The organism is Pseudoxanthomonas sp. X-1 (assembly GCF_020042665.1).
Taxonomy (GTDB): Bacteria; Pseudomonadota; Gammaproteobacteria; order Xanthomonadales; family Xanthomonadaceae; genus Pseudoxanthomonas_A; species Pseudoxanthomonas_A spadix_A.
In genome coordinates this window covers 4,188,369-4,212,451 of sequence record NZ_CP083376.1, presented here as the reverse complement: position 1 = coordinate 4,212,451, position 24,083 = coordinate 4,188,369, and the positions used below count along the sequence as shown (strand labels likewise).

At 70.1% G+C, this 24,083-nt stretch carries 18 protein-coding genes; 7 read left to right on the top strand and 11 right to left on the bottom strand.

Annotation, left to right across the window (positions count from 1 at the left end; all coding sequences use genetic code 11):
• The first annotated feature begins 125 nt into the window (after positions 1–125).
• Both LAJ50_RS18895 and LAJ50_RS18890 read left to right on the top strand, forming a co-directional pair.
• Positions 126–3,572, top strand: coding sequence for a PAS domain-containing hybrid sensor histidine kinase/response regulator (locus tag LAJ50_RS18895; protein WP_130552771.1), 3,447 nt, complete (start codon positions 126–128; stop codon positions 3,570–3,572).
• 88 nt (positions 3,573–3,660) lie between these two features.
• Positions 3,661–4,302, top strand: coding sequence for an exopolysaccharide biosynthesis protein (locus tag LAJ50_RS18890; protein WP_138653843.1), 642 nt, complete (start codon positions 3,661–3,663; stop codon positions 4,300–4,302).
• Between the two features lie 6 nt (positions 4,303–4,308).
• Here the strand turns inward: LAJ50_RS18890 and LAJ50_RS18885 are convergent, their stop codons facing one another.
• Together LAJ50_RS18885 and LAJ50_RS18880 are read right to left on the bottom strand one after the other, a co-directional pair.
• Positions 4,309–5,295 carry a DUF1684 domain-containing protein gene (locus tag LAJ50_RS18885; RefSeq protein WP_171044626.1) on the bottom strand — a complete coding sequence of 329 codons (987 nt, stop codon included), beginning with the start codon at positions 5,293–5,295 and terminating at the stop codon, positions 4,309–4,311.
• Between the two features lie 32 nt (positions 5,296–5,327).
• Positions 5,328–8,390: a TonB-dependent receptor gene (locus tag LAJ50_RS18880; RefSeq protein WP_171044625.1), complete on the bottom strand. Its 3,063-nt coding sequence runs from the start codon at positions 8,388–8,390 to the stop codon at positions 5,328–5,330.
• A gap of 238 nt (positions 8,391–8,628) precedes the next feature.
• Between LAJ50_RS18880 and LAJ50_RS18875 the strand changes: the two genes are divergently transcribed.
• Both LAJ50_RS18875 and LAJ50_RS20240 read left to right on the top strand, forming a co-directional pair.
• Entirely contained in the window at positions 8,629–9,807 is a 1,179-nt protein-coding gene (locus LAJ50_RS18875; protein ID WP_138653837.1) for an OsmC family protein, read from the top strand.
• A gap of 374 nt (positions 9,808–10,181) precedes the next feature.
• Entirely contained in the window at positions 10,182–10,316 is a 135-nt protein-coding gene (locus LAJ50_RS20240; protein ID WP_255469393.1) for a hypothetical protein, read from the top strand.
• Positions 10,317–10,321: 5 nt separating this feature from the next.
• Here LAJ50_RS20240 and aroE read toward each other — a convergent pair whose 3' ends face one another.
• The 5 genes from aroE to LAJ50_RS18850 all read right to left on the bottom strand — a co-directional run bounded on the left by aroE (position 10,322) and on the right by LAJ50_RS18850 (position 13,809).
• Complete coding sequence (gene aroE / locus LAJ50_RS18870) at positions 10,322–11,161, bottom strand: shikimate dehydrogenase (protein ID WP_138653835.1); 840 nt, start codon at positions 11,159–11,161, stop codon at positions 10,322–10,324.
• A 48-nt stretch (positions 11,162–11,209) separates the two neighbouring features.
• Complete coding sequence (locus LAJ50_RS18865; RefSeq protein ID WP_138653833.1) at positions 11,210–11,557, bottom strand: hypothetical protein; 348 nt, start codon at positions 11,555–11,557, stop codon at positions 11,210–11,212.
• Positions 11,558–11,561: 4 nt separating this feature from the next.
• On the bottom strand, positions 11,562–12,554 hold the full coding sequence (gene hemB / locus LAJ50_RS18860) for a porphobilinogen synthase (protein WP_138653831.1): 993 nt from the start codon (positions 12,552–12,554) through the stop codon (positions 11,562–11,564).
• A gap of 74 nt (positions 12,555–12,628) precedes the next feature.
• A complete protein-coding gene (locus LAJ50_RS18855) occupies positions 12,629–12,817 on the bottom strand; it encodes a bestrophin family ion channel (RefSeq protein WP_130520872.1) in 189 nt (62 codons plus the stop codon).
• Positions 12,818–12,840: 23 nt separating this feature from the next.
• Positions 12,841–13,809, bottom strand: coding sequence for a bestrophin family protein (locus LAJ50_RS18850; RefSeq protein WP_138653829.1), 969 nt, complete (start codon positions 13,807–13,809; stop codon positions 12,841–12,843).
• A 147-nt stretch (positions 13,810–13,956) separates the two neighbouring features.
• Between LAJ50_RS18850 and LAJ50_RS18845 the strand changes: the two genes are divergently transcribed.
• The gene (locus LAJ50_RS18845; RefSeq protein ID WP_138653827.1) at positions 13,957–14,409 is read left to right on the top strand and encodes a hypothetical protein; all 453 of its coding nucleotides are present in this window, start codon (positions 13,957–13,959) and stop codon (positions 14,407–14,409) included.
• A gap of 9 nt (positions 14,410–14,418) precedes the next feature.
• On the opposite strand, the gene LAJ50_RS18840 is transcribed toward LAJ50_RS18845, so the two are convergent.
• The 4 genes from LAJ50_RS18840 to LAJ50_RS18825 form a co-directional block, all read right to left on the bottom strand.
• On the bottom strand, positions 14,419–14,787 hold the full coding sequence (locus tag LAJ50_RS18840) for a VOC family protein (protein ID WP_224096392.1): 369 nt from the start codon (positions 14,785–14,787) through the stop codon (positions 14,419–14,421).
• Positions 14,784–16,571 carry a DUF885 domain-containing protein gene (locus LAJ50_RS18835; RefSeq protein ID WP_171044629.1) on the bottom strand — a complete coding sequence of 596 codons (1,788 nt, stop codon included), beginning with the start codon at positions 16,569–16,571 and terminating at the stop codon, positions 14,784–14,786. The genes LAJ50_RS18840 and LAJ50_RS18835 overlap by 4 nt, the downstream gene beginning before the upstream one ends.
• Before the next feature lie 261 nt (positions 16,572–16,832).
• The gene (locus LAJ50_RS18830; protein WP_138653823.1) at positions 16,833–19,061 is read right to left on the bottom strand and encodes a S9 family peptidase; all 2,229 of its coding nucleotides are present in this window, start codon (positions 19,059–19,061) and stop codon (positions 16,833–16,835) included.
• Between the two features lie 131 nt (positions 19,062–19,192).
• On the bottom strand, positions 19,193–19,885 hold the full coding sequence (locus tag LAJ50_RS18825) for a glutathione binding-like protein (protein WP_138653821.1): 693 nt from the start codon (positions 19,883–19,885) through the stop codon (positions 19,193–19,195).
• Positions 19,886–19,997: 112 nt separating this feature from the next.
• Here LAJ50_RS18825 and LAJ50_RS18820 point away from each other — a divergent pair, with 112 nt between their 5' ends.
• Positions 19,998–20,618 (top strand): TIGR00645 family protein, encoded by a 621-nt coding sequence (locus LAJ50_RS18820; RefSeq protein WP_130552782.1) that lies wholly within the window; start codon positions 19,998–20,000, stop codon positions 20,616–20,618.
• 285 nt (positions 20,619–20,903) lie between these two features.
• Positions 20,904–23,990 (top strand): TonB-dependent receptor, encoded by a 3,087-nt coding sequence (locus tag LAJ50_RS18815; protein WP_138653819.1) that lies wholly within the window; start codon positions 20,904–20,906, stop codon positions 23,988–23,990.
• Positions 23,991–24,083: the final 93 nt, after the last annotated feature.

Below are 24,083 nucleotides of genomic sequence, written 5' to 3'. Positions count from 1 at the left end.
AGCGCGGCGCTGTCAGCCGGCGCCTTCGTGGGAGCCGCCACGGCGGCGCTGGGGCTTTCCCGACGCCGCTCAGTACACTGGCCGCCGGGCGCGCCGTCCGCGCGCAGCACATCCTAAGGAACACGATGATTTCAGGCTGGGTCCTGTTGGGGATTTCCGTCGCCTATGCCGCGGTGCTGTTCGGCGTGGCGTGGCTGGGGGACCGCTATCGGCTGTATCCCAACCTGCGCTGGCTGCGCCCGATGATCTACTCGGCGGCGCTGGCGGTGTACTGCTCGTCGTGGACCTTCTATGGCGCGGTGGGAACGGCGGTGCGCCACGGGCTGAGCTACCTGCCGATCTACCTGGGCCCGCTGCTGCTGATGCTGTTCGCCTGGCGCATGATCGAGCGGCTGGCGCTGTTGGCGCGCAGCCACAACATCGTGTCCATTTCCGACTTCATCTCCTCGCGCTACGGGCGCTCGCGCCGGCTGGCCGCGCTGGTAACGCTGATCGCGCTGTTCGGCGTCATCCCCTATCTGGCCCTGCAGTACAAGGCCGTGGCGATGAGCCTGGGCGTGCTGACCGGGCACAACCCGGAGACGACCGGCTTCTTCCACGATCCGGCGCTGTACGTGGCGCTGCTGATGGCGCTGTTCGCCGCGCTGTTCGGCACCCGCCAGGTCGATGCCACCGAGCACCACCACGGCATGATGGCCGCCCTGGCGCTGGAGTCGGTGGTCAAGCTGGTGGCGCTGGTGGCCGTGGGCCTGGTGTCCTGGCAGTGGTTGAGCGCGCGCGACCAGCCGCTGGGCGAGGCGGCGCGCACGCTGTTCGAAAGCCAGCCGCCGGCCGGCTTCCTCACCCAGACGCTGTTGGGCTTCCTGGCCATCCTGTGCCTGCCGCGCCAGTTCCAGGTGGCGGTGGTCGAATGCGGCGACGTGGGCGACGTGCGCCGCGCGCGCTGGATGTTCGGCGCCTACCTGGTGATCATCTCGCTGATGGTGGTGCCCATCGCCACCGCCGGGGTGGAGCTGTTCGGCGGGCACGGCGCGCAGGCCGGCGACACCTTCGTGCTGGCCCTGCCGCTGGCCATCGGCCAGGACAAGCTGGCCATGGCCGCCTACATCGGCGGCTTCTCGGCCGCTACCGGCATGGTGATCGTGGCCAGCATCGCGCTGGCGACCATGATCAGCAACGACCTGGTCATGCCGATCCTGCTGCGCCGCGGCTGGGGCGAGCGCCACGACGCGGCCGACGTGGCCACGCGCGTGCTGTGGGTGCGCCGGGTCACCATCCTGGTGCTGGCGCTGTGCGCCTACGCCTACCACCGCGGCAGCAACGGCGACAGCACGCTGGCCAGCTACGGCCTGATCGCCTTCGCCGCGGTCGCGCAGTTCGCCCCGGCGCTGATCGGCGGGCTGTACTGGCGCGGCGCCAGCAAGCGCGGCGTCGAGCTGGGCATGGCGGCGGGCTTCGCGGTATGGGGCTACACGCTGCTGCTGCCGACGCTGTCGGCTTCGGGCTGGCTGGGGCCGGAGTGGCTGGAGACCGGGCCGTTCGGCATTTCCTGGCTCAAGCCGCAGCAACTGTTCAACCTCAGCGGCTGGGACCCGCTCACCCACGGCACGTTCTGGTCGCTGCTGCTCAACACCGGCACGATGATGCTGGTCTCGGCGCGCTGGCGGCCCTCGCTGGACGAGCGCCTGCGCATCGTGCCGTTCCTGGACCCGTACGCGCAGCGGCGCGCGCTGATCGCCAGCGAGTGGCCGGGCAACGTGCGCGTGGCCGACCTGATGTCGCTGGCCCAGCGCGTGGTCGGCGAACGCCACGCCTCGCGCGCCTTCGCCGAGCAGGCGCGCGAGTTGGGCCGCGAGCTCAAGCTCGACGCCAACGCCGACCGTGCCTGGGTGCAGTTCACCGAGCGCCTGCTGGCCTCGGCCATCGGCGCGGCGTCGGCGCGGCTGGTGCTGACCAGCGTGCTGCGCGGCTCGGGCATGGAGCTGGGCGAGGTGGTGGCGGTGCTGGACGAGGCCGGTCAGGAGCTGCGCTTCAACCGCGAGATCCTCTCCTCCACGCTGGAGAACATCAGCTCGGGCGTGAGCGTGGTCGATCCGGAGATGCGCCTGGTCGCCTGGAACCGCCGCTACCAGACCATGTTCGGCTATCCCGAGGGCATGCTCTACGTCGGCCGCCCGGTCGCCGACCTGATCCGCTACAACGCCGAGCGCGGCGAGCTGGGCGAGGGCGATGTCGAGGAGCAGATCGCCAAGCGCATCGGCTACATGCGCGCCGGCAGCCCGCACGTGTTCGAGCGCACGCGCAGCGACGGCCAGGTGATCGAGATGCGCGGCCAGCCGCTGCCCGGCGGCGGCTATGTCACCAGCTACAACGACGTGACCGAGTTCAAGCGCGTCGAGCTGGCGCTGCTGGAGGCCAACGAGAACCTCGAACAGCGCGTGGCCCAGCGCAGCGAGGAGGCCGAGTCGGCGCAGCAGTCCAAGTCCCGCTTCCTGGCGGCGATCAGCCACGACGTGCTGCAGCCGCTCAACGCGGCGCGGCTGTTCACCTCGGCCCTGCGCGAGAGCGGTGGCGACGCGGCCGAGCAGGTGCGCCTGGCCGAACGCGTGGACGCCTCGCTGCGCGCGGCCGAGGAGCTGCTCGACGGCCTGCTGGACGTCTCGCGCATGGACCACAACCGCCTGCGCGCGGAACTGACCGACTTCGACGCGGCCGAGGTCATGCGCGAGCTGGCCGCGCAGTACGCGCCGGTGGCCGCCGGCCGCGGCCTGCAGCTGCGCGTGCACGTGCGCGACCGCGCCCCGGTGCGCAGCGATCGCCGCCTGCTGCGCCGGGTGCTGCAGAACTTCATCGCCAATGCGCTGCGCTACACCCGCTCGGGCCGGATCGTGCTGGGCATGCGCGGCCGCGGCGCGCAGCTGGAGCTGCAGGTGTGGGACACCGGCCCGGGCATCCCGCCGCAGCACATGCGGCAGATCTTCGACGAGTTCCAGCGCTACCAGCAGCCCTTCGACTGGGGCGAGCAGGGCCTGGGGCTGGGCCTGTCGATCTGCCAGCGCATCTCGCGCGTGCTGGACGCGCCGCTGGACGCGCGCAGCAACGTCGGCAAGGGCAGCATGTTCTCCATCACCGTGCCGCGCGCGGCCAGCATCAGCGCCCGTCCGGCGGTGCCGCGACGCATGCCGGCCAGCGACTCGCTGACCGGCCTCAAGGTGCTGTGCGTGGACAACGACCAGGAGATCCTGGACGGCATGCGCGTGCTGCTGGGCCGCTGGGGCGTGAACGTGGTCACCGCCGCCACCGTCGATGCGGCGCTGGAGCGCGTGGTGGCCGAGGCGCCGGCGGTGATGCTGGTCGACTACCACCTGCACGACCGCCTGGAAGGCCTGGACACCCTGGACGCGCTGCGCGCCGCCAGCCCGGGCCCGATCGCCGGCGCGCTGCTGACCGCCGATGGCCGCGACGAACTCAAGGCCGAGGCGCGCGAGCGCGGCTATCGCCTGCTGACCAAGCCGGTCAAGCCGGCCTCGCTGCGCGCCTTCCTGGCCGCGCACGGCGCCGCGGCGCGCTGAATCGCGCCTTCGCATGTCGGCGCCGACTGACAGCGCCGACATGCGCGGCCGGGCTAGGCTCGCGGTCCCACGTCGCTTCGGATCCCGCATGCGCGCCGCGCCCGACCCGTCCACCACCGCGCTGGGCGACCAGCTGCAACAGGCCATCGACCAGCTGCCGCCGGACCAGCTCAGCCTGGACGCGCTGCTCGACCAGTTCGGGCCGCAGGGACTGCTGCTGCTCACCGCGCTGCTGACGCTGGTGTTCCTGATCCCGGTGTCGATTCCCGGGGTGAGCACGGTGTTCGGCGCCGGCATCCTGCTGGTGGGCGTGTGCCGCCTGCTGCGCCGCCCGCTGTGGCTGCCGGCGAAGCTGCGCGCGCGCCAGCTGCCGGCCGACCGGCTGCGCAGCGCGCTGGGCCGCGGCATGGTCTGGGTGGGGCGGCTGCAGAAGATCAGCCGTCCGCACCGGCTGCCCGCGCTGGTCGATTCGCGCCCGGCCGAGACGGTCAACGACGCCGGCCTGGTGCTGGGCGCGCTGCTGCTGATGGCGCCGTTCGGCTTCGTGCCGTTCTCCAACACCCTGCCGGCGCTGGCGATCCTGCTGCTGGCCATCGGCCTGATGCAGCGCGACGGTGTCGCGGCGCTGTTGGGCCATCTGATGAATCTGGCCAGCATCGTCTACTTCGGCGTGCTGATCGGCGGCGGCGGGCTGGCGCTACGTGAGGCGTTGCAGCGGCTGGCGGGCTAGCCGGGCCTAGTGGTCGACCTGGCCGCGGTATTTCTTCTCCCCGGCCTCCACTGCCAGCTGCGCGACCTGACCGTCGGCGGTCTTGCCGAGCAGGTTCTCCCTCGGAGGGAGCGGGCAGGTCGCATACGCGGTGTAGGCGCAGGGCGGGTTGTAGGCGCGATTGAAGTCGATGAGCACCGTGCCGTCGGCCGCCACCGGTCCGGTGCGCAGGAAGCGCGCGTTCGGATACGTCGTCTTGCCGCTGGTGCCGTCGCGGAAGATGAAGTTCAGGCTCTTGCTCGGGTCGCCGAGGGCCTGCAGGCGCCAGGTCTTGCCGTTCTTCTCGAACTCCACATAGCCCGGATTCGGCGTGTCGGTGACGTTGCCGATGATGTTGGCGATCGGCAGCGTGGTGCCCGGCGGATTGGGATGGAACCTGGCCTTGATCGCCCAGGCCGGGTTGGCCGGATAGAAATCCACCCCCGCGAAGTTCAGCCGTGTCGGCGCGTCGGCATGACGCACGCGCAGCGCCAGCCGGTCGGCGCGCTTGATCAGGCTGATCTTGCCCTTTCCGCCGTCGTACACCAGCTGGGTGCCGCCATCGTGGCCCTCGGGCGCGAGCGCGATCTCATGGTCCAGCGGCTTGCCGTCCACGGTGATCGCGGCCGCCTTGGCCGGGGTGAAGTAGACGGTCTGTCCGCGCTCCTCGATCACGCCCAGCGTGGCCGGCGCGATCGCCAGCTTGATGCGGTTGCCGTCCGCGCCGCCCACCGACTGTTTGCCCGGCTCGATCCAGTGCAGCCCGATCACGCTGGGCCAGCCGTCGGGCTTGCGCAGCCCGGTGGCATAGTCCTGCTCGAATTTGGCCTGCGCCTGGGCGAAGGCGCTTGCGTTGGGCTGGCCGGACGCGGCGCCCGGCTTGGGAAGGTCGGCCGCCCAGGCGCCGGTGCCGGACAGCAGCGCGATGAGCAGGCCGGCGGCGAGTCGCCTGGGCGCGGGATGCGAAGTCTTCACGAGGGTGCTCCGTTGAGGGAAGAGGCGGGCGCTCACCAGGTGGCGCCCACGTTGAGGTAGAGATAGCGGCCGTAGTCTTCGTACAGCGCGGCCAGATAGTTGCCGCCGGCGTCCAGCGGCGGATCCTTGTCGAACAGGTTGCGCGCGCCGACCTCGACGTAGCTGCCCGCCAGCGCGCCCAGGCTGAAGCCCTTCTTCAGCGACAGCGTCCACAACTGGGTGGCATCGACCTTTTGCGGCGCGGTGCTGGCCACGAAGCTGTAGGCCGCGCTGGTGACGCTGCCGATGTAGTTGTCGCGCAGGCGCACCGTCCAGTCGTCCCGATGCCAGATCAGCGCCGCGCTGCCGCGCCACTCCGGCTTGGCGCCCTCCAGGCCGACCTGGTTGTAGGCGGCCAGCGTGGCGGGGTCGACGATGTTCACCAGCACGCCGCTGGCGATCGCGCCGGCGATGGCCTTGACCTGCGGCAGCGGCTCCTGCGAGTAGCGCTTGAGCTGGCTGACGTTGACGGTGAACGTCCAGTCGCCCCAGGCCGTGCCGCGCTTGCGCCAGCTCAGGTCGTAGTCGATGCCGCGGGCGGTGAGCGGGTTGCCGTTGGCGTAGTAGGTCTTGACGTACTGCAGCGCGCCGACCGGGGCGATGCCGGAGCCGGCGAACTGGGCCGCGTCCTCGGCAGTGGGGTCGAGCCGGACGACGTTGGGACTGCCGCCCTGACCGCTGGTGCGCAGATAGGCGTCGTAGAGCAGTTCGTTGGTCCCGCCGAGCGCGCTGATCGGGTTGTCGATCCGGATCTGCCAGGCGTTCACGCCCAAGTTCAGCCGGCCGGCCGCGTCGGGCAGGAACGCCGGCTCGAACACGAACCCGTACGAGTACTGCTTGCTGGTCTCCGGCTTGATGCTGCCCTTGTCGAACACCGTGCCGGTGTCGATGTTCGTGGACAGCGGCGCCAGCAGCACCGCGCCGCTCGTGGCGCTGGTGCAGGCGCTGTAGCTGGCGTAGGCGCCGCGCTTGACCAGCGCATCGCAGCGGATCAGGTCGGTCGTACTGCCGCCGCGCCAGATGGTCCCGGAGTTGGCCAGCTCCAGCGCGGGCGCGTGGAAGCCGCCGCTCACCGAGCCGCGCAGCAGCAGGCCGTCCACCACGTTCCAGGCCAGCGCCAGCTTCGGCTTGGCCACCGAGCCGGCGTCGTTGTAGTCCTCGTAACGGCCGGCGACCTGCAGATCGATGGCCTTGACCAGCGGAATGCCCAGCTCGGGCGAGACCAGCGGCACGGCGAGCTCGGCGAAGACGGACTTCACCGTGCGGCTGGCGCTGATGTCGTCGGAATAGCTGGTCAGGAACACGTTGCTCGAGTTGACGTTACCCGTATACCAGTCGAGGTACTGGACGGTGCCGTCGACGTTCGCGTCGCGGTCGTCCTTGGCGGTCTCGCGGCGAAGCTCCACACCCGCGGCCACGCCGATCTCGCCCGCGTACCAGCGCAGCGCATCGGGCCGATCGACCTTGAAGTCCCACGAGGCCAGCGTGGTGGTGCCGATGCGCGTGGTCCAGCCCAGGATGCCGGCCAGGTCGGAGGGCGTGGCGTCGCCCCAGCTCGGATGCGACGGGTCGCCGCCATTGAAGGGGTTGTAGGCGTCGGCGGTGGTCTTGTTCAACGCCGCGACGAACTGATTGAACAGGCCGTTCTGCTGGCTGTCGACCACGCGGGCACGCGCGTACAGGACGGCGCTCTCCCAGTTCCAGCCGCCCTCGGTGCTGCCGCGCACGCCGGTCAGCACCCGCACTTCCGAGTTGTCGTCCTTCAGGCGCTGCACGGGCTCGTCGACCAGCTGGTAGTTGGTCAGGCGGATCGCGCTGGCGCCGGCCGCGGCGGCGGCGGCGCGCAGGGACGCGGGAACCCAGTACGCGTTGGTGTCGACGTACACGTAGTTGGGCACCGTGGAGCTCAGCACCGAGTTCGGGCCGCCGGAGAAGCGCGATTCGGACTTCGCACGGTAGTAGCCCAGTTCGCCGAAAAGCTGGGTCGTCTGGCTCAGATCGAAGTGCGCGCTCGCGTAGACGTTGGCCTTGTCGACCGAGGGCTCCTGGGTGATGCCTGGCGCGGCCGAGGTGTCGTAGCGCAGCGAGGTCGGAACCGAACTGGCGCGGCGCAGGGTGCCGGTGGTGTCGACGTAGTACGGCTGGCCCAGCGTCGCGACCGAGCCGTCGGCGTTCTTCCTGACCAGCGTGAACTGACCCCAGGGCGTGTAGGTGCTCAGTCCACCGGCGGTGCCGTTGGGATCGGGCACCGCGCGGCCGTCCTCGGCGATGCTGCGCCGGGCCGTCGCGGTATAGGCCTGGTCGCTGTTGAGCAGCTTGCTCTGGTGCGAGGCGCCGTAGAGCAGGCTGACGTTGCCGCGCCCCTCGGCGAAGTCGCTGCCCCAGTAGCCGTCGAGCGACCGGGTCGAACGGCTGGTGCCCTCGGCGTGGCCATAGCCCAGTTCGACCCCGCCGCCGTTGAGGTTGCTGGGCAGGACCAGGTTGACCACGCCGGCCACCGCATCGGAGCCGTACACGGCCGCGGCGCCATCGAGCAGCACGTCCAGGCGGTCGAGGCCGAAGGTGGGGATCGCGTTGGCGTTGTAGGAAGGCGTGTTGCCGCTGAGCGGGTACTGAACCGTGCGGCGACCATCGACCAGCAGCAGCGTGTACTGCGAGCCGATGTTGCGCAGGTTGATCGAGGCCACGTCGCCGCGCGCATAGTTCTGGTTGCGGCCGGCATTGACGGTCTTCTGGGTGAAGGCCACATCGCCGAACTGCGGCAGGTTGCGGAACAGCTCATCGCCCTTGGTCGCGCCGGTCGAGTCGATCTGCTCCTTGCTCACGCTGACCACCGGCAGCGCCGCCTGCGCGCCACCGCCGGCGATCTGCGAGCCCACCACGGACACCTTGTCCAGCGTCTTGCTGTCGCCGTGCTGCGGCACGTCGGTCGTTTGCGCCGTCGCGTCCTGCGGCTTGGTGTCGCGCTCGGTGGTGTCCTGCGCATGCAGCGTGCCGCTGCAAAGCAGTGCGCACAGCGCCAGCGACAACCGGGATCGAGCGCGCGTCTCCAGCACGAGCGGGTTTGGAGAATGACGATGCGGCTGCACGCGGCGCCCTGTGTCGGTGAAGGGGAGCAGCAGCCTGAACAGCGTTCATCGGTTTGCGAAATGCGGATTTATTCGCTGCTTATGCCGGCGCAAGGAGCGGTTGCCGATGAAAGGGTGAGGCGTTTCCACATGGCCGATCGGCATGAGGGGAGACGGGCGTTGTCAGTGAAGATGCACGCTCTTTGTCCATCCGAAGCGTCAGCCCATGCCCACTGTTTCGTCCAAGCTCCTTATCGGCGCCGTCCTGGCGCTGTCATCGTTGCTGTCCGTATCGCCGGCCCGCTCGGCGGAGAGCGACCAGCCCCTGCGCGATTATCTGAAGGACAAGGCGCAGGCCATTTCGGCCCTGCAGCAGCAGGACGCCGCACCCACGCGCCTGCATGCGCATGTGATCGCCGAAGGCCGCTCGGGCGTGCGCCGGTTGCGCGTTGGCGACAGGGAACAGTTCCAGTGGCTGAGCGACAGCCCGCGCCAGGGCGCCGGCTTCAACCTGGCGCCCGGCTCGTGGGAATCGCTGGTGGCGATGCTGTCCAGCGCGGTGGCCGACGAATACATCGTCCAGGCCGCCGTGCGTGGCGTGCCGCTGGATGCGTTGGACATCGTGTTCACCAGTATCCCCGAGCGCAAGAACGCCAACCTCAGCTATCCCAACAACCTGTCCTACGTGGCCTACATCCAGTCGCCGGCATCGGATGCGGAGCTTCAGGCGTTGAAGGCCGCCGTCCACGCCAACTCCTCGGTCATCGACCTGGTGACGCAGCCGCACCAGGTCAGTCCGCTGACGATCCACTACCAGCAGACCCCGGCCCAGCGCGCGCCCAATACGCAGCCGGGCCTGCGCGAGTTCATCCTCGAAGACCAGGTGCCGGTGACCAAGGGCACGCTGACGTCCAGCAAGCCGCGCGGCGAGGCGCAGGCGCCGCGCACCCTGATCGCGCACACGCGGGTGGAGCCGCATACCGGCCTGCGGCAGACCTGGCTGGGCGACGACGGCTACTTCAGCGCGCTCCACGACAGTGCGCCCGGCCTGCTGGGTCGCGGCCTGGCGCCGACCGTGGAAGAGAATCTGCTGGGCGTGGTGACCACCTGCCCGACGCACATCTTCGAGATCCAGGCGGCCGCCCGCGGCGTGCTGCTGGACAAGCTCGAACTCACCGCCGATGCCGAGCTCAGTCCGCGCTTCGGCAGGAACGCGAAGTCACCGGCGCGCTATGGCTACATCACCTATCAGGTCGACGTCGCTTCGCCGAATTCGCGGGCGGACATCGATGCGTTGGCCAAGGCGGTGGAGGACACCTGCCCGCTGTACAACCTGGTCAAGGATTCTCAGAAGCTGGAAGGCCGGATCGTGCATGGGCCTTATGTGGCTGGGGCCAGGGGATAAGGCAGTTGGGGCGTCATCGTGAGGGGACCCAAGTCCCCTTGCGTTAGCGGCACGATCGCTGTTGCTCTCGCTGCTCTCGCTGCTCTCGCTGCTCTCGCTGCTCTGGCGAGCAAGTACGCGTCGGCGTTGAACGTCGAGCCTAAAAGCAAAGCTTTCGCACGGCTTCGCCGCGCGAGCTACTTTTGTCTTGTCAAAAGTAGCCAAAACCGCTTCTCGCCGGGACGCGAGCCGCCGCTGCGCGGCGGTCCCCTGCGCTTCTCGGAAGTCAGGGCACGTCGCCCAAACTCGCTTCGCTCAAACAGGGCGACTCTTCGGCCCTGACTTCCTGCGATGCTCGGCTCGCTTTACGGCTCAGACAGGTAAAGCAAAAGCTCTTGAGCAACAGCAACAGCAACAGCAACAGCAACAGCAACAGCAACAGCAACAGCAACAGCAACCGCAACCGCAACAGCAACCGCAACCGCAACCGCAACCGCAAAGGCAGCCGCAACAGCAAAAGCGAACGCTAGGCGGCTCAGGCTGTTGCCGGTTCCGGGGCGCCCTCGCGCAGCAGGGCGTAGACCGGGTCGGTGTCGGGGCGCACGCCGTGCCAGACCTCGAAGCTCTCGGCGGCCTGTTCGACCAGCATGCCTAGCCCGTCGACGATGGTGCGCAGGCCGGCGGCGCGGGCCCAGGCCAGGAAGGGGATGGCCACCTCGCCATAGTTGAGGTCCACCGCGCCGGTCATGTCGTTGCACAGGGCGAAGGGCAGCGACAGCGGGGCGCCGGCGTCGCGGCCGGCCGAGGTGGCGTTGATGACCAGTTCGAAGTCGCCGATGCCGGCCAGGTCTTCCCAGTAGCGGGTATGGGCGCGGCCGGGTTCGCCCAGCGCGTCGGCCAGGGCGTCGGCACGCTCGGGGCTGCGGTTGACGATGACCAGCTCGCGCACGCCGGCTTCCAGCAGCGCCGGGGCCACGCCGCGCGCGGCGCCGCCGGCGCCCAGCAGCAGGGCGCGGCGGCCGCGCAGGTCCAGGCTGTGGCGGCCGGTGAGGTCGCGCACCAGGCCGGCGCCGTCGGTGTTGTCGCCGTACCACTGGCCCTCTTCCAGGCGCAGGGTGTTGACCGCGCCGGCGATGCGGGCGCGCTCGCTCAGGCGCGTGCAGGCGGCGAAGGCGGCCTGCTTGTGCGGCACGGTGACGTTGGCGCCGCGGCCGCCGCTGGCGGCGAAGAGGTCCAGGGCGGCGGGCAGCGCACCCGGCTCGACGTCCAGGCCGACGTACTCCATCGCGATGCCGGTCTGGCGGGCGAAGGCGGCGTGGATCTGCGGGGAGGGCGACTTGGCCACGGACCGGCCAAACAGCGCGTAACGACTCATGCGGGCACTCGGATGGGACGACGAACGCCTAGTGTCCCATGCCGGGCTTCAACGCGGCATGGCGCCGGCCGCCGCGCGGGCCGTGCGCAGGAAGCCGACCGCCAGCAGGCACAGGCCCACCACCGCGATCACGCCCAGGCCCATGTGGATCACGCCGATCACCACGCCGGCGTGCTGCAGGCTGCCGCCGCCGGCCAGGGTGCGCTGCAGCAGCAGGGTCTGGCCCACGCTCACGCCCAGCGCGCCCACCTGACCGAGCAGCATCAGCGCCGCGCCCCAGCGCACCAGCGCACGGCCAGGCACGCGCGGGGCGATCAGCGCCACCAGCAGTGCGAACGCGGTGGCGCAGACCAGGGGCAGGCCGAGCAGCGCCTGCAGGGCCATGCCGGCGCTCATGGCGTCAGCCGCGCTGGCGCAGCACGCGGGCCGCGTCCAGGGCGAAGTAGGTCAGCACACCATCGGCGCCGGCGCGCTTGAAGCCGACCAGCGATTCCATCATCACCGCCTCGCCATCCAGCCAGCCATTGGCCGCGGCGGCCTTGAGCATCGCGTACTCGCCGCTGACCTGATAGACGAAGGTCGGGCGGCGGAAGGTGTCCTTCACCCGGCGCAGCACGTCCAGATACGGCATGCCCGGCTTGACCATGACCATGTCCGCGCCTTCCTCCAGGTCCAGCGCGATCTCGTGCAGCGCCTCGTCCAGGTTGGCCGGGTCCATCTGGTAGGTGAACTTGTTGCCCTTGCCCAGGTTGCCGGCGCTGCCGACCGCGTTGCGGAACGGGCCGTAGAAGGCGCTGGCGTACTTGGCCGAGTAGGCCATGATCTTGGTGTGGATGAAGCCTTCGGCTTCCAGCGCGCCGCGGATGGCGCCGATGCGTCCGTCCATCATGTCGCTGGGCGAGAGGATGTCCACGCCGGCGGCCGCGTGCGAGAGCGACTGCTTGACCAGCGCCTCGATGGTCGCCTCGTTGAGGATGTAGCCGGTCTCGTCGATCAGCCCGTCCTGGCCATGCGTGGTGTACGGGTCCAGCGCCTGGTCGGTCATCACGCCCAGCTCGGGGAACCGGCTTTTGAGCGCGCGGATCGCGCGCTGGATGATGCCTTGCTCGTCCCAGGCCACGCGGCCGTCGTCGGTCTTGGCGGCCGGGTCGGGCACGCCGAACAGGTCCAGCACCGGCACGCCCAGCTCCAGGGCCTGCTCGCCCACACGCAGCAGTTCGTCGATCGACAGCCGCTCCACGCCGGGCATGGACGGCACCGGGATGCGGCCTTCGCCCTCGTGGACGAACACCGGCAGGATCAGGTCGTTGGTGGTCAGGGTGTGCTCGCGCATCAGGCGGCGCGAGAAATCGTCGCGGCGCATGCGGCGCGGACGGTGGGCGGGGTAGGCCATACGGGAAGAACTCCAGCGTCAACCCGACAAGGATACGCCCCCGCGCCGCGCGGACCGGCGCGGCGTGGGGGCGATCAGGTCAGGACGAAGCGTTGCGGCTGCAGCGGCGCCGGCAGCGCGGTCTCGCCCAGCGCCGCCCGCAGCTCGATCTCCACGGTCCGGGTCAGCGCGTCCAGCGGCAGGTCGTTGTCGGCGCGGCCGAAAGGGTCTTCCAGCTGGTCGCCCAGCGCGTCCAGGCCGAACATCGCATAGGCCATCAGCATCGACAGCAGCGGCGTGGCCCAGCCTAGGGCCTGCCCTCCACTCCCGAGTAGGCCGCGCCGCCCTTGCGCGTGCCCGGGGCAAGGAAGCGGGAGGGAGTGGACGTCCGTCCACGACCGAGCAATGACGCTGTCCCGGGTGCGCGCAAGGGCGGCCCTTCGGGTTGGCGCTGCAAGGCCGCCATCTTCGCGCCGCGCGGCTTGGCCTGACGGCCAGTCAAGCCTGCGCCACGCGGCGCAAACCTGACGGCCTTGCAGCGCCAACGCGGCCTACTCGGGAGTGGAGGGCAGGCCCTATCGCCGGCCAGGCCGAACGGCAGCAGCGTGCAGAACAGCAGCGCGGTGCGATGCAGCAGCAGCGTGTAGGCGAACGGCAGCGGCGTGCCGTGGATGCGCTCGCACGCGGCCTGCACCTCGCCCAGGCCGGCGACGGGCGCGGCCAGGCTCGGATACAGCAGCGGATGGACCTGCTGATCGTGAAGGGCCTGGCCCAGCCGGCGGCTCATCCAGCCCAGCACCGCGTCGGTCGGGTTGGGCGCGGCGGCGATGGCGGCGGCCGGCTCGGCCGGCAGCCAGGGCGCGGCCGCGGCCGATACCTGGCCGCCGCGCAGGCGGGCGTTGAGGGCATGCGTGAAGCCGATGGCCGCGCGCAGCAATTCGATGCGCAGCTCCGGCGCCTGCGCCAGCAGGGCGTCGGTCTGCCGCGCCAGCGCGCGGGTGTGGACTAGCAGCGCGCCCCACTGCTTGCGGCCTTCCCACCAGCGCTCGTGGCAGGCGCTGTTGCGGAAGCCCAGGAACAGCGACAGCGCGATGCCGATCAGGGTGAAGGGCGCGACGGTGATCTGCGCGAACGCCGGCGGATGCCGCTGGGCGAACCACGACGCCAGGCACGCCACCGCGCCGACGAACAGCAGCCGCGGCGCCACCAGCGGCAGGATCGAGCCGCGCGTCAGGTACAGCAGCTGCCAAGTGGTGGGGCGTGGACGCAGGATCATGCGAAGGGGGACAGGAAAACCGGACAGGCCATGATCGCCCCGACGCCCGCGCGGCGCCACGCGCCGCCTGGGACGTTGCGGTTCAGCGCGCGCCGTGGATCATGCCGGCCTGGAGGGCCGTCCTCGCCCATTGCCGGAGTTTCGACCATGTCCAAGCGCGCCCTGTTCCTCGCCCCGCTGCTGCTCAGCCTGGCCGCCTGCGCCGGCACCACCAAGGTGATGCTGTCCTCGCCCCGCCCGCCGGTGGACCCGGCCACCGTGCGCGTCTACACCGCCGTGCCGCCCGGCGCGGTGCAGATCGCCCAGCTCGAGGCGCAGAGCGCGGTCGGCTTCGGCACCCAGGGCCAGACCGACGCGGCCATGCGCCGGCTCAAGAACGAGGCCGCCAAGCTCGGCGCCAATGGCGTGGTGCTGATCGGCGCCGGCGCCGGCGGGCGCTCGCCGGTGGGCCTGTCGGTCGGCGGCGGCAGCTATGGCGGCCACGTCGGCGGCGGGATCGGCATCGGCATTCCCACCCAGCAGAAGCAGGCCAACGGCGTGGCGATCTACGTCCCGCCGGGCGCCGAGCACGCGGCCGAGATGGCGCCCGCCACGCCCTGACCCAAGGCCCTAGCGCGGAAGGTGCGCCAGCACGTTGAGCAGGTGTCCGGCCGGATCGCGCACGAAGAAGCGCCGCACGCCCCAGGGCTCGTCGGTCAGCGGATACGCGACCGGCGCACCCAGGGCCTGCACCCGCGCATAGGCGCCGGCCACATCGTCCACCTCGATCGACAGCTGCGGCACCGGCGCGCCGCTGCCGCCTTCGCTGGCCAGCGAGACCTGGGGCGTCATGGTCGCCGCGTCGCTGGCCAGGGTGACGATCCAGCCATGGTCCATCGCGATCTCCAGATCGAACACCGTCCGATAGAACGCCGCCAGCCCGGCCGGGTCGGAGGTGACCAGGTTGGCGACCACGCGGCGCACGACCGGCGGCTTCACGGCGCGGCCTTGTCCGCGTACCGCGGAACGAACTGCGTGCGCACCGCCTCGGCCAGCTGATCGGGCGGCAGCAGGCCCTGGTCGAGCAGGAAGTCGTTGAACGCCTGCCGGTCGAACTTTGGCCCCAGCGCCAGTTCGGTCTGCATGCGCAGCTCCAGGATCCGGCTGTAGCCGTAGAAGTAGCTGCCGGCCTGGCCGGGTGCGTTGAAGGTGTAGCGGTCCAGCTCCTGGCGCGCCATCGCCGGCGACAGGCCCACGTCGTTCTCCAGCACCAGGCGCGCGCGCTCGCGGTCGATAAGGCCCAGGTTGAGCATCGGGTCCAGCATCGCGCGCGCCGCGCGCAGCAGGCGGAACTGCAGCGCGATCATCTGCCCCTCGGCCGGCTCGTAAGGCACCATCTCGGCCTCGGCGTACAGCGCCCAGCCCTCGACGTTGACCGAGTTGAACGCGAACAGCGTGCGCGCCAGCGACAGGCCGCGTTCGACCATCGCGGCGAACTGCAGGTCGTGGCCCGGGCGGCCCTCGTGCGCGCTCAGCGTCCAGGCCGCGGCGGCGAAGTTGAAATCGTCGTAGCGGCTGCCGGCGTCCTGGCCATCGGCCGACGGGTTACCGATGGGCAGCACGAACTGGCCCTGCTGGCCGGTGTTGCCCACCAGCGGCGGCGGCAGGTAGTGCGGCGCGGGCGAGGCGGCGCTCTCGGCGGCCGAGCCCAGCCGCATCTGCAGCGGCCGCTTGGGCACGGTGACGATGCGCTCGCGCTTCATGATCGGGTCGATCCGGTCGATCACATCGCGGTAGTGCGCCTCCAGTTGGTCGTTGGCGATGGTGCCGCGCTTGAGCGCCTTGACCACCGCGCGGTAGTCGGTGTCGCGCAGCCCCTGCGCCTTGGCCACCTGCGGCGCCAGCTGCTGCATGGCCGCGCGGGTCTCCATGAACTCCACCTGCGCGCGCTGCATCAGCTGCTGCGGATCGATGTCGATGCCGACCTGCTTGAGCTGGAAGGCGTACAGCTGCGGCGGCAGGCGCGTGTCGGTGCGCGCCTTGGGCAGCACGGTGCTACGGGTCCAGTCGGCGTAGGCCTTGAGCTCGGCGGCCATGCGCGCCAGCGCCGGCTCGGCGCCGGCGATCTTGTACTCGACGAACAGCTCGCGGATGCCGTCGATGTAGGTGTCCACGTTGGACAGGGCGCGCTCGACCTCGAGCCTGGTCGGCGGCAGCAGCGCCGGGTTGGCCAGCTTCTCCTCGTAGCGCTGGCGCGCGAGCGTGGTGAACGGCGTGCTGCCCGGGGTCAGGCCCACGTAGGCCTTCAGCCGGTCCAGCGCCTTGGCCCGGCGCGCGGGCGGCACCTGGTCGGAGAGCAGGTTGTTGATGCCGTTGAACACCGACTGCGGCGCGTCGACCCAAGGCAGCAGCAGGTCCTCGTTGAGCTGGCTGCCCTGGAGCTCCATGTCCACCGCATGCAGCAGGATCTGCAGGTCCTGGCGCACGTTGGCATCGCGTTCGGTCTGCAGCGCGGCCTCCAGCTTGCCGCGCGCGGCGGTCATCGCCGCGCGGTAGCGCGCCGGCTGGTTGGGCCCCAAGTCGGCCACCTGGGCGTCGTAGGCCGACAGGCCCACCTGGCTGGCCATCTCGGGCATGAAGGCTGCCTGCGCCTCCAGCAGCGCCTCGGCATAGGTGTTGCTGCGCGCGACCCAGGCCGGCGCGGCCGGCGAGGTCGCCTCGGCCGCCACGCCGGGCAGCGGCGCGCACAGCGCCAGGGCAAGGGCGAACACCAGCGGCTTGATCATGGACGACACCTGGCAGCAGGGAGGGTGCGGCGACGCTACGCATTGCAGCGCAGGGAGGCAACCATAGGCCCTCTCCCTCGCGCATCACGCAGGGGACTCGAAATCGCGGCTAGCGATTGAGGGGAGGGTTGGGGCTTTCCCCGGGAAGGCGCCGAAGCGAAGAGCAACAGCACTCCATCCCCTCAGTCGCCAGTCGCGACTTGCAGCTCCCCTTCGCCTGCGGCGAGAGGGAGAGGGCGGAGCAGTGGCTCGAAGCCTTCAGCCTGCGCTGCCGCCCTTCAGCTTGCGCGCAAAGAAGTCTTCCATCATCCGGTAGCGGAACAGCGCGTCGCGTCCCAGCAGCCCGTGCCGGGCGCCGGGGAAGGCCATCAGTTCGAAGGCGGTGCCGCGCGCCTGCAGGGCGCTCATCAGGGCGGTGGCGTTGGAGAACAGCACGTTATCGTCGGCCATGCCGTGCATCAGCAGCAGCGCCCCCGGCGCGATGCCCGCCACATGGCTCAGCACGCTGGCCTGGGCGTAGCCGTCGGCGTTGGCGCGCGGATGGCCCATGTAGCGTTCGGTGTAATGGGTGTCGTACAGCGCCCAGTCGACAACCGGGGCGCCGGCCACGCCGCAGGCGAATCGCTGCGGCGCGCGCGCCAGCAGCATCAGCGTCAGATAGCCGCCGTTGGACCAGCCGTACACGCCGATGCGCGCCGGGTCGACCCAGGGCTGCGCGCGCAGCCAGTCCACCGCCGCGCACTGGTCGTCCACTTCGACCGTGCCCTGCCGCCCGTACAGCGCGCCGCCGAAGGCACGCCCGCGCCGCGGCGTGCCGCGGTTGTCCACGCTGAAGACCACGTAGCCGCGCTGGGCCAGGGACTGGTCCAGCCAGGCATCGCCGCGCGTGGGCCAGCTCTCGGTCACCGTCTGCGCGGCCGGGCCGCCGTAGACATGCACGATCACCGGATGGCGCCGCGACGGGTCGAAGCCGGGCGGCAGGAGCAGGCTGGTGTGCAGCGGCGTGACGCCATCGGCGGCCAGGCAGGTGCCGAACCGCGGCGGGCGATGCGCGGCGCGGTAGGGCGCATACGGATGGCGGGGATCGTCGAGGTCGTTGGCCAGCAGCGTGGCCAGCGGCGTGCCGTCGGCGCGATGCAGCACCAGCTGCGGCGGCACCGACGGGCTGGACCAGTGATCGACGAACACGCTGGCATCGCGCGCGAAGCTCACCGCATGCAGGCCCGCCTCCCGTGTCAGCGCCTGCGGCGGGCCGCCATCGAAGGGCACGGCGAACGCATGCGCCTGGGTCGGCGCCGCCATGCCCTCGCGCATGCCGGCGCTGAAGTACACCAGACTGCGTACCGCATCGACGCCGAGCAGCGCATCGACCGGCCACGCGCCTTCCGTCAGCGGCGTGCCCAGCGTGCCATCCTCTTCGTGCAGGGATAGATGCAGGAAGCCGCTGCGTTCGGACGCCCACACGAAGCGCCCGTCGTCCAGGAAGCGCAGCGCATCGTGCAGCGGGACCCAGGTCGGCGAGGTCTCCGTGACGAGGGTGCGCTGCGCATCGGTGCGCAGGTCGTGTTCGATCAGGTCCAGGCGCTGCTGGTCGCGCGACTGGCGCTGGAAGGCCAGGCGCTGCGCATCGCGCCAGGTCACCCGGGCCAGATAGATGTCCGGGTCGGTGCCCAGGTCGATCCAGCGTGGGGCCGCGCCCGCGCGTGGCGCGATCACGCCCAGCCGCACCTCCACGTTGGGCTCGCCGGCGGCCGGATAGCGCTGTTCGACCACCACGGTGCGGTCGGCGTGGAGCTCGCTGCGCTGCTTGAGTGGCACCGGCGATTCGTCGATGCGCGCGAACGCCAGGGCGCTGTCGTCCGGAGCCCACCAGTAGCCGGTGTGGCGTCCCATCTCCTCGTCGGCGACGAACTCGGCCACGCCGTTGCCGATGACCGCATCGCCGTCGTGGGTCAGCCGGTGCTGCACGCCGTCGGCCAGGTCCACCACCCACAGGTCGCGCCCGCGGATGAAGCCGACGAAGCCATCGCGCGGCGAGAAGCGCGCATCGGTGGCGAAGCCCTCCTCGGCATGCGTCAGCGTCCGCACCGCCTGCGCCGGCGCGGCGCGCAGGTCGTACAGGTAGAGCGCGCCGCCCAGCGGGAACAGCAGCCGTGCGCCGTCGTGCGAGAACTGGTACTCGACGATGCCGCTGTAGGCGGCGATGCGCTGGCGCTCGCGGCGCGCGGCTTCCTCGGCGCTGAGCCGCTCGTCGCCTGCCGGCAGCACGTGGTCGGCATCGACCAGCAGACGGTGCTGGCCGGCCGCGACGTCGTAGCACCACAGGTCCAGTCGGTGCCGCGCGCCGTCGCGGCCGCGCAGATAGGCCACGCGCGCGCCGTCGGGCGACAGGGTGGGCTTGAGCAGGCTCGGCCCGCTCAGCGGCGCATCGCCGGTGATGGCTTCTAGGGTGAGGGGCTGGAGGGCGAGGGCAGGAGCAGGCTTCATGCGGACATGATCGTCGATGCCACCTGCGGCTGGGGGTGGGAGCCGCCACGGCGGCGATGGGCTTTACCGGGAAGGCGCCATCGCCGCCATGGCGGCTCCCACCGAGCAGGCAGCCTCCACCCGGCAGGCGCTTACCGCGGCGGCTGGCCGAACATGTGCCGGCGCTGTTCTTCGGTCAGCGGTTCGCCCAGGGCGGGATTGACCTGCGGGCCCAGGGCGTAGGCGCGCGCGGTCGCCGGACGCTGGCTGATGGCGTCGAACCAGCGCGCCATGTTGGGGAAGTCCACCAGATCCATCTTCTGCTTGGCGTGCGGCACGATCCACGGATAGGCCGCCATGTCGGCGATGGAATAGTCCCCGGCAAGGAAATCGCGGCCGTCCAGGCGCTTGTCCAGCACGCCGTACAGGCGCCGGGTCTCGTTGGTGTAGCGGTCCATGGCGTAGGGGATCTTCTCCGGCGCGTACTGGTTGAAGTGGTGGTTCTGGCCGAGCATCGGCCCCAGCCCGCCCACCTGCCAGAACAGCCATTCCAGCGCCTCGATCCGCGCGCGCGCCTGCGCCGGCAGGAAGGCGCCGGTCTTCTCGGCCAGGTACAGCAGGATCGCGCCGGATTCGAACACGCTCTGCGGCGCGCCGCCGTCGGCCGGGGTGTGGTCGACGATGGCCGGCATCTTGTTGTTGGGCGAGATGGCCAGGAAGTCGGCGACGAACTGATCCCCGGCGCCGATGTTCACCGGCTTGATCGTGTAGTCCAGCCCGGCCTCTTCCAGGAACAGGGTGATCTTGTGTCCGTTGGGCGTGGGCCAGTAATAGAGGTCGATCATCGCGCCGGTTCCTTACAGTGCTGAAAGAAGGCGAGTCTACGGCGCGGCTTCGCTTGGCAGTGTCATGGCGGCATGGCTACGCTGCCGCGCCCACGAGACGAACCGTTCCGCCATGTCGCCCCAGCCGCCCGCCCGCCTCCACCCCATCGCCGGCCTGATCTTCGCCTCGCGCTGGCTGCAGCTGCCGCTGTACCTGGGCCTGATCCTGGCGCAGTGCGTGTACGTGTTCCTGTTCGGCAAGGAGCTGTGGCACCTGATCCACGAGGCGCCCAGCCTGGGCGAACAGCAGATCATGCTGATCGTGCTGGGGCTGATCGACGTGGTGATGATCTCCAACCTGCTGGTGATGGTGATCGTCGGCGGCTACGAGACCTTCGTCTCGCGCCTGCGCCTGGAAGGCCACCCCGACCAGCCCGAGTGGCTCAGCCACGTCAACGCCAGCGTGCTCAAGGTCAAGCTGGCGATGGCGATCATCGGCATCTCCTCGATCCACCTGCTGAAGACCTTCATCGCCGCCGGCGCGCTGGGCGGGTTGCCGTTCTGCTCGCCCGAGCTGCTGGCCAGCGCCGCCACGGCCAGCGCCATCGGCACCACCGGCTGCTCCACGCTGACCCCGCAGGGCGTGCTGTGGCAGACCATCATCCACTGCGTCTTCATCCTCTCGGCCATCGGCATCGCCTGGACCGACCGCCTGATGCAGGGCGTGCAGGCCGCGCAAAAACCCGCGCACTGACGGCGGCGGGGCGGAGGGGCGCCGATGTCTCCTCGGTCACTCGCGTGACCAACGTTGTCATCGGAGCGCGGCGATGCGTAATCGCTTCCAGCCCCGCCGCAGGGCCTTATGGCGCAAGCCGCATCGGCCGACACCTGCGGTGGCGGCGCGTGGCCTGCGGGCACGGTGCTGCGATGCGGCGTGACAGCGCTGTCACCCTCTGACAAAACGGCGCACCACTGCCGTGAGGGGGCCTCCATCGGGGGCTAGCGCGGCGTTTGTCATTTCGTGCCTGGGGAGGGTCTTATGAAGCACATGGTTGCCATGCCGCGTCGGCAGTTGCTGGTGTCGGCGATGCTGGTCGCGTTGTCCACGACGGCCGCCGCGCAGACGGCGCCGGAACCGTCCGGCGGTTCGGCCGCACAGGCCACGCCGGGCAATGCCAGCGCGCAATCCAGTACCGATGCCACCAACCTGGATGCGGTGCAGGTCAAGGGCATCCGCCAGAGCATGATGTCCTCGGCCAACCTCAAGCGCGATTCGCAGGGCGTGGTCGACGGCATCGTCGCCGAGGACATGGGCAAGTTCCCGGACACCAACCTGGCCGAGTCCCTGCAGCGCATCACCGGCGTGTCCATCGACCGCAGCAACGGCGAAGGCTCCAAGGTCACCGTGCGCGGCGTCGGGCCGGACTTCAACCTGGTGCTGCTCAACGGCCGCCAGATGCCGACCGCCACCGGCGGCCGCGCGTTCGAGTTCTCCGACCTGGCCTCCGAGGCGATCTCGGCGGTGGAGGTCTATAAGACCAGCCGCGCCAGCACCCCGGCCGGCGGCATCGGCGCCACGATCAACATCAAGACCGCCCGTCCGCTGGAGAACCCGGGCTTCCACGCCAGCGCCGGCGTCAAGGGCGTGGTGGACACCTCCGACGACGATCTGCCGGGCCATTACGAGGGCAAAAGCGTCACGCCGGAAATCTCCGGCATCTTCAGCAACACCTGGGCCGACAACCGCTTCGGCGTCTCGCTGAGCGCCAGCCGCCAGGACCGCGAGTCCGGGTCGGCCCTGGCCCAGGTCGCGCCGGGCAACGGCTGGCAGACCTACATCGATACCCCGCAGGCCAACGGCGTGGGCGGCCCGAACGGCGCGCTGGCCGCCTCGCCCAACGTCACCAACCGTCCGGGCCCGAACGATGTGTATTCGATGCCGCAGAGCCTGGGCTACTCGGTCAATTCGGTGCATCGCCAGCGCACCAACGGCCAGCTGGCCTTCCAGTTCGCGCCCACCGACAACCTGACCGCCACGCTCGACTACACCTACTCGGAAAACAAGATCCAGTCGGCGCGCAACGACATGTCGGTGTGGTTCAACTTCACGCCGGACCAGAGTTCGTGGACCGATGGCTCCGGTTCCTCGCCGCTGACCTATCACGAGACCTACGGCTGCACGCCGCGCGTCTATCCGGGCGGCGCGACCGACCCGGGCTGCTCGGACCTGGCCATGGGCGCGTCCAAGACCGCCGTGGTGCATGAGAACAAGTCGCTGGGCTTCAACGTCGACTGGCGCGTGACCGACAGCTTCAGCCTGAACTTCGACTACCACGACTCCAGCGCCGAGTCGCGCCCGGACAGCCCGTACGGCTCCAGCAACACCATGTCCACCGCCGGCTTCTTCCGCCAGGGCGCCGGCTTCGACATGAGCGGCGACTTCCCGATCCTGATGCTCAACCTGCCGCCGGGCATGAGCGAGATCGACCCGTCGATGATGCAGGCCACCGGTTCGGTGTTCCGCAACGACTACCAGAAGGCCAAGATCAAGCAGGGCCAGCTGTCCGGCCAGTTCCAGTTCGAGGACTACTCGAAGCTGAACTTCGGCGTGTCCAGCACCGAGTACAAGAACCGCTCGGCCTTCACCAACGTGCAGCTGGACACCTGGGGCGGCAACGTGCCCGCCGGCCCGGGCGCCTATGACGATTCGCTGTTCAAGCTGGCGCACATGGGCGACTACTTCGACGGCGGCGGCGCCAACAGCCCGGCCTTCTCCGATGCGTTCTTCCTGTTCGACTTCGAGGCCATGCGCCAGGCCGCGGCCAATGCCCGCACCAACGCCGGCCTGGGCGTGCCGGAGGACTACCTGGCCTCGACCGACTATTCCGGCGCCGCGGTGCCGGGCAGCTCGGCCAGCCGCACGGTGGGCGACAGCCGCGTGCAGGAGAAGTCGCACAGCGCCTACCTGGAGTGGAGCAACACCTACGACCTGTCCATGCCGCTGAGCGTGGCCGTCGGCGTGCGCTACGAGGACACCAAGGTCACCGCCTCGGCGCTGCAGCCGGCGCCGGTGGCGGTCAACTGGGCCAGCGCCAACGAGTTCAACCTGGTCTACCAGGGCAACGAGTTCTACACCCTCGGCGGCGACTACAAGTACTGGCTGCCGAACCTGGACCTGGGTCTGGACCTGACCTCGGACATGAAGCTGCGCTTCAGCGCCGGCAAGACCATCGGCCGTCCCAACTGGGGTGACCTGAATGCCGCGCAGACGCTCGGCAGCCCCGCGCGCTACGACGGCGGCGGCGGCGGTTCGGGCAACCCGGCGCTCAAGCCGCTGGTGTCCAGGAACCTGGACCTGTCCTGGGAGTGGTACTACGCCGAGGGCAGCTATGTCTCGGTCGGCTACTTCTACAAGAAGATCGACAACTTCATTGCCCGCCAGACCCAGCGCGAGACCCCGATCCCGGACCTGTACACCCCCGCCGGTGGCGCGTACTGGAACGAGGCCGTGGCCGCCGGCTGCGCGCAGACCGACCGTCCCTGCATCCGCGACTACATCTTCGCCAACCACGACGGCGACCCGGGCGTGAACGCGGCCAATGGCAGCATCGTCGGCCAGCCGGGCGACCCGGTGCTGGAGTTCAACATCTCCAAGCCGGTCAACAACCGCTCGGACAAGCTCGATGGCTGGGAATTCAACATCCAGCACGTGTTCGGCGAGACCGGCTTCGGTGTGGCGGCCAACTACACCAAGGTCGATTCGGGCCTGACCTACAACAACGGCGTGCTGGGCACCCAGTTCGCGCTGACCGGCCTGAGCGACACGGCCAACTTCGTGGTGTTCTACGACAAGGGCCCGTGGCAGGCGCGCGCGGCGTACAACTGGCGCGACGAGTTCCTCAGCGCCCTGGGCGATGGCAAGGGCGACAACCCGCTCTACGTCGAAGCCTATGGCCAGCTGGATCTCAGCTTCAGCTATGAGTTCAACGACCACTTCAGCGTGTCGCTGGAAGGCATCAACGTGACCGACGAGTCCACCCGCGTGCACGGCCGCAACAAGCACCAGATCTACTCGCTGGAGCAGTTCGGGCCGCGCTACATGTTCGGCGCGCGCTACAAGTTCTGAGCGCACGCAGGGCCGTGATTCCCGCGAAAGCGGGAATCCGGCGCCTTCGGCCCGCCGCATCGAGTCGTTGGGGTCCCGCCTTCGCGGGAACGA

Bases quoted from the DNA above. Each gene is read 5' to 3' on its own strand.
- hemB (WP_138653831.1), bottom strand. From the start codon at position 12,554: ATGGCCTACCCCGCCCACCGTCCGCGCCGCATGCGCCGCGACGATTTC.
- LAJ50_RS18865 (WP_138653833.1), bottom strand. From the start codon at position 11,557: ATGAGCGCCGGCATGGCCCTGCAGGCGCTGCTCGGCCTGCCCCTGGTC.
- aroE (WP_138653835.1), bottom strand. From the start codon at position 11,161: ATGAGTCGTTACGCGCTGTTTGGCCGGTCCGTGGCCAAGTCGCCCTCC.
- LAJ50_RS18815 (WP_138653819.1), top strand. From the start codon at position 20,904: ATGAAGCACATGGTTGCCATGCCGCGTCGGCAGTTGCTGGTGTCGGCG.
- LAJ50_RS18845 (WP_138653827.1), top strand. From the start codon at position 13,957: ATGTCCAAGCGCGCCCTGTTCCTCGCCCCGCTGCTGCTCAGCCTGGCC.
- LAJ50_RS18895 (WP_130552771.1), top strand. From the start codon at position 126: ATGATTTCAGGCTGGGTCCTGTTGGGGATTTCCGTCGCCTATGCCGCG.
- LAJ50_RS18830 (WP_138653823.1), bottom strand. From the start codon at position 19,061: ATGAAGCCTGCTCCTGCCCTCGCCCTCCAGCCCCTCACCCTAGAAGCC.
- LAJ50_RS18820 (WP_130552782.1), top strand. From the start codon at position 19,998: ATGTCGCCCCAGCCGCCCGCCCGCCTCCACCCCATCGCCGGCCTGATC.
- LAJ50_RS18875 (WP_138653837.1), top strand. From the start codon at position 8,629: ATGCCCACTGTTTCGTCCAAGCTCCTTATCGGCGCCGTCCTGGCGCTG.
- LAJ50_RS18890 (WP_138653843.1), top strand. From the start codon at position 3,661: ATGCGCGCCGCGCCCGACCCGTCCACCACCGCGCTGGGCGACCAGCTG.
- LAJ50_RS18825 (WP_138653821.1), bottom strand. From the start codon at position 19,885: ATGATCGACCTCTATTACTGGCCCACGCCCAACGGACACAAGATCACC.
- LAJ50_RS18850 (WP_138653829.1), bottom strand. From the start codon at position 13,809: ATGATCCTGCGTCCACGCCCCACCACTTGGCAGCTGCTGTACCTGACG.
- LAJ50_RS18855 (WP_130520872.1), bottom strand. From the start codon at position 12,817: ATGCTGATGGCCTATGCGATGTTCGGCCTGGACGCGCTGGGCGACCAG.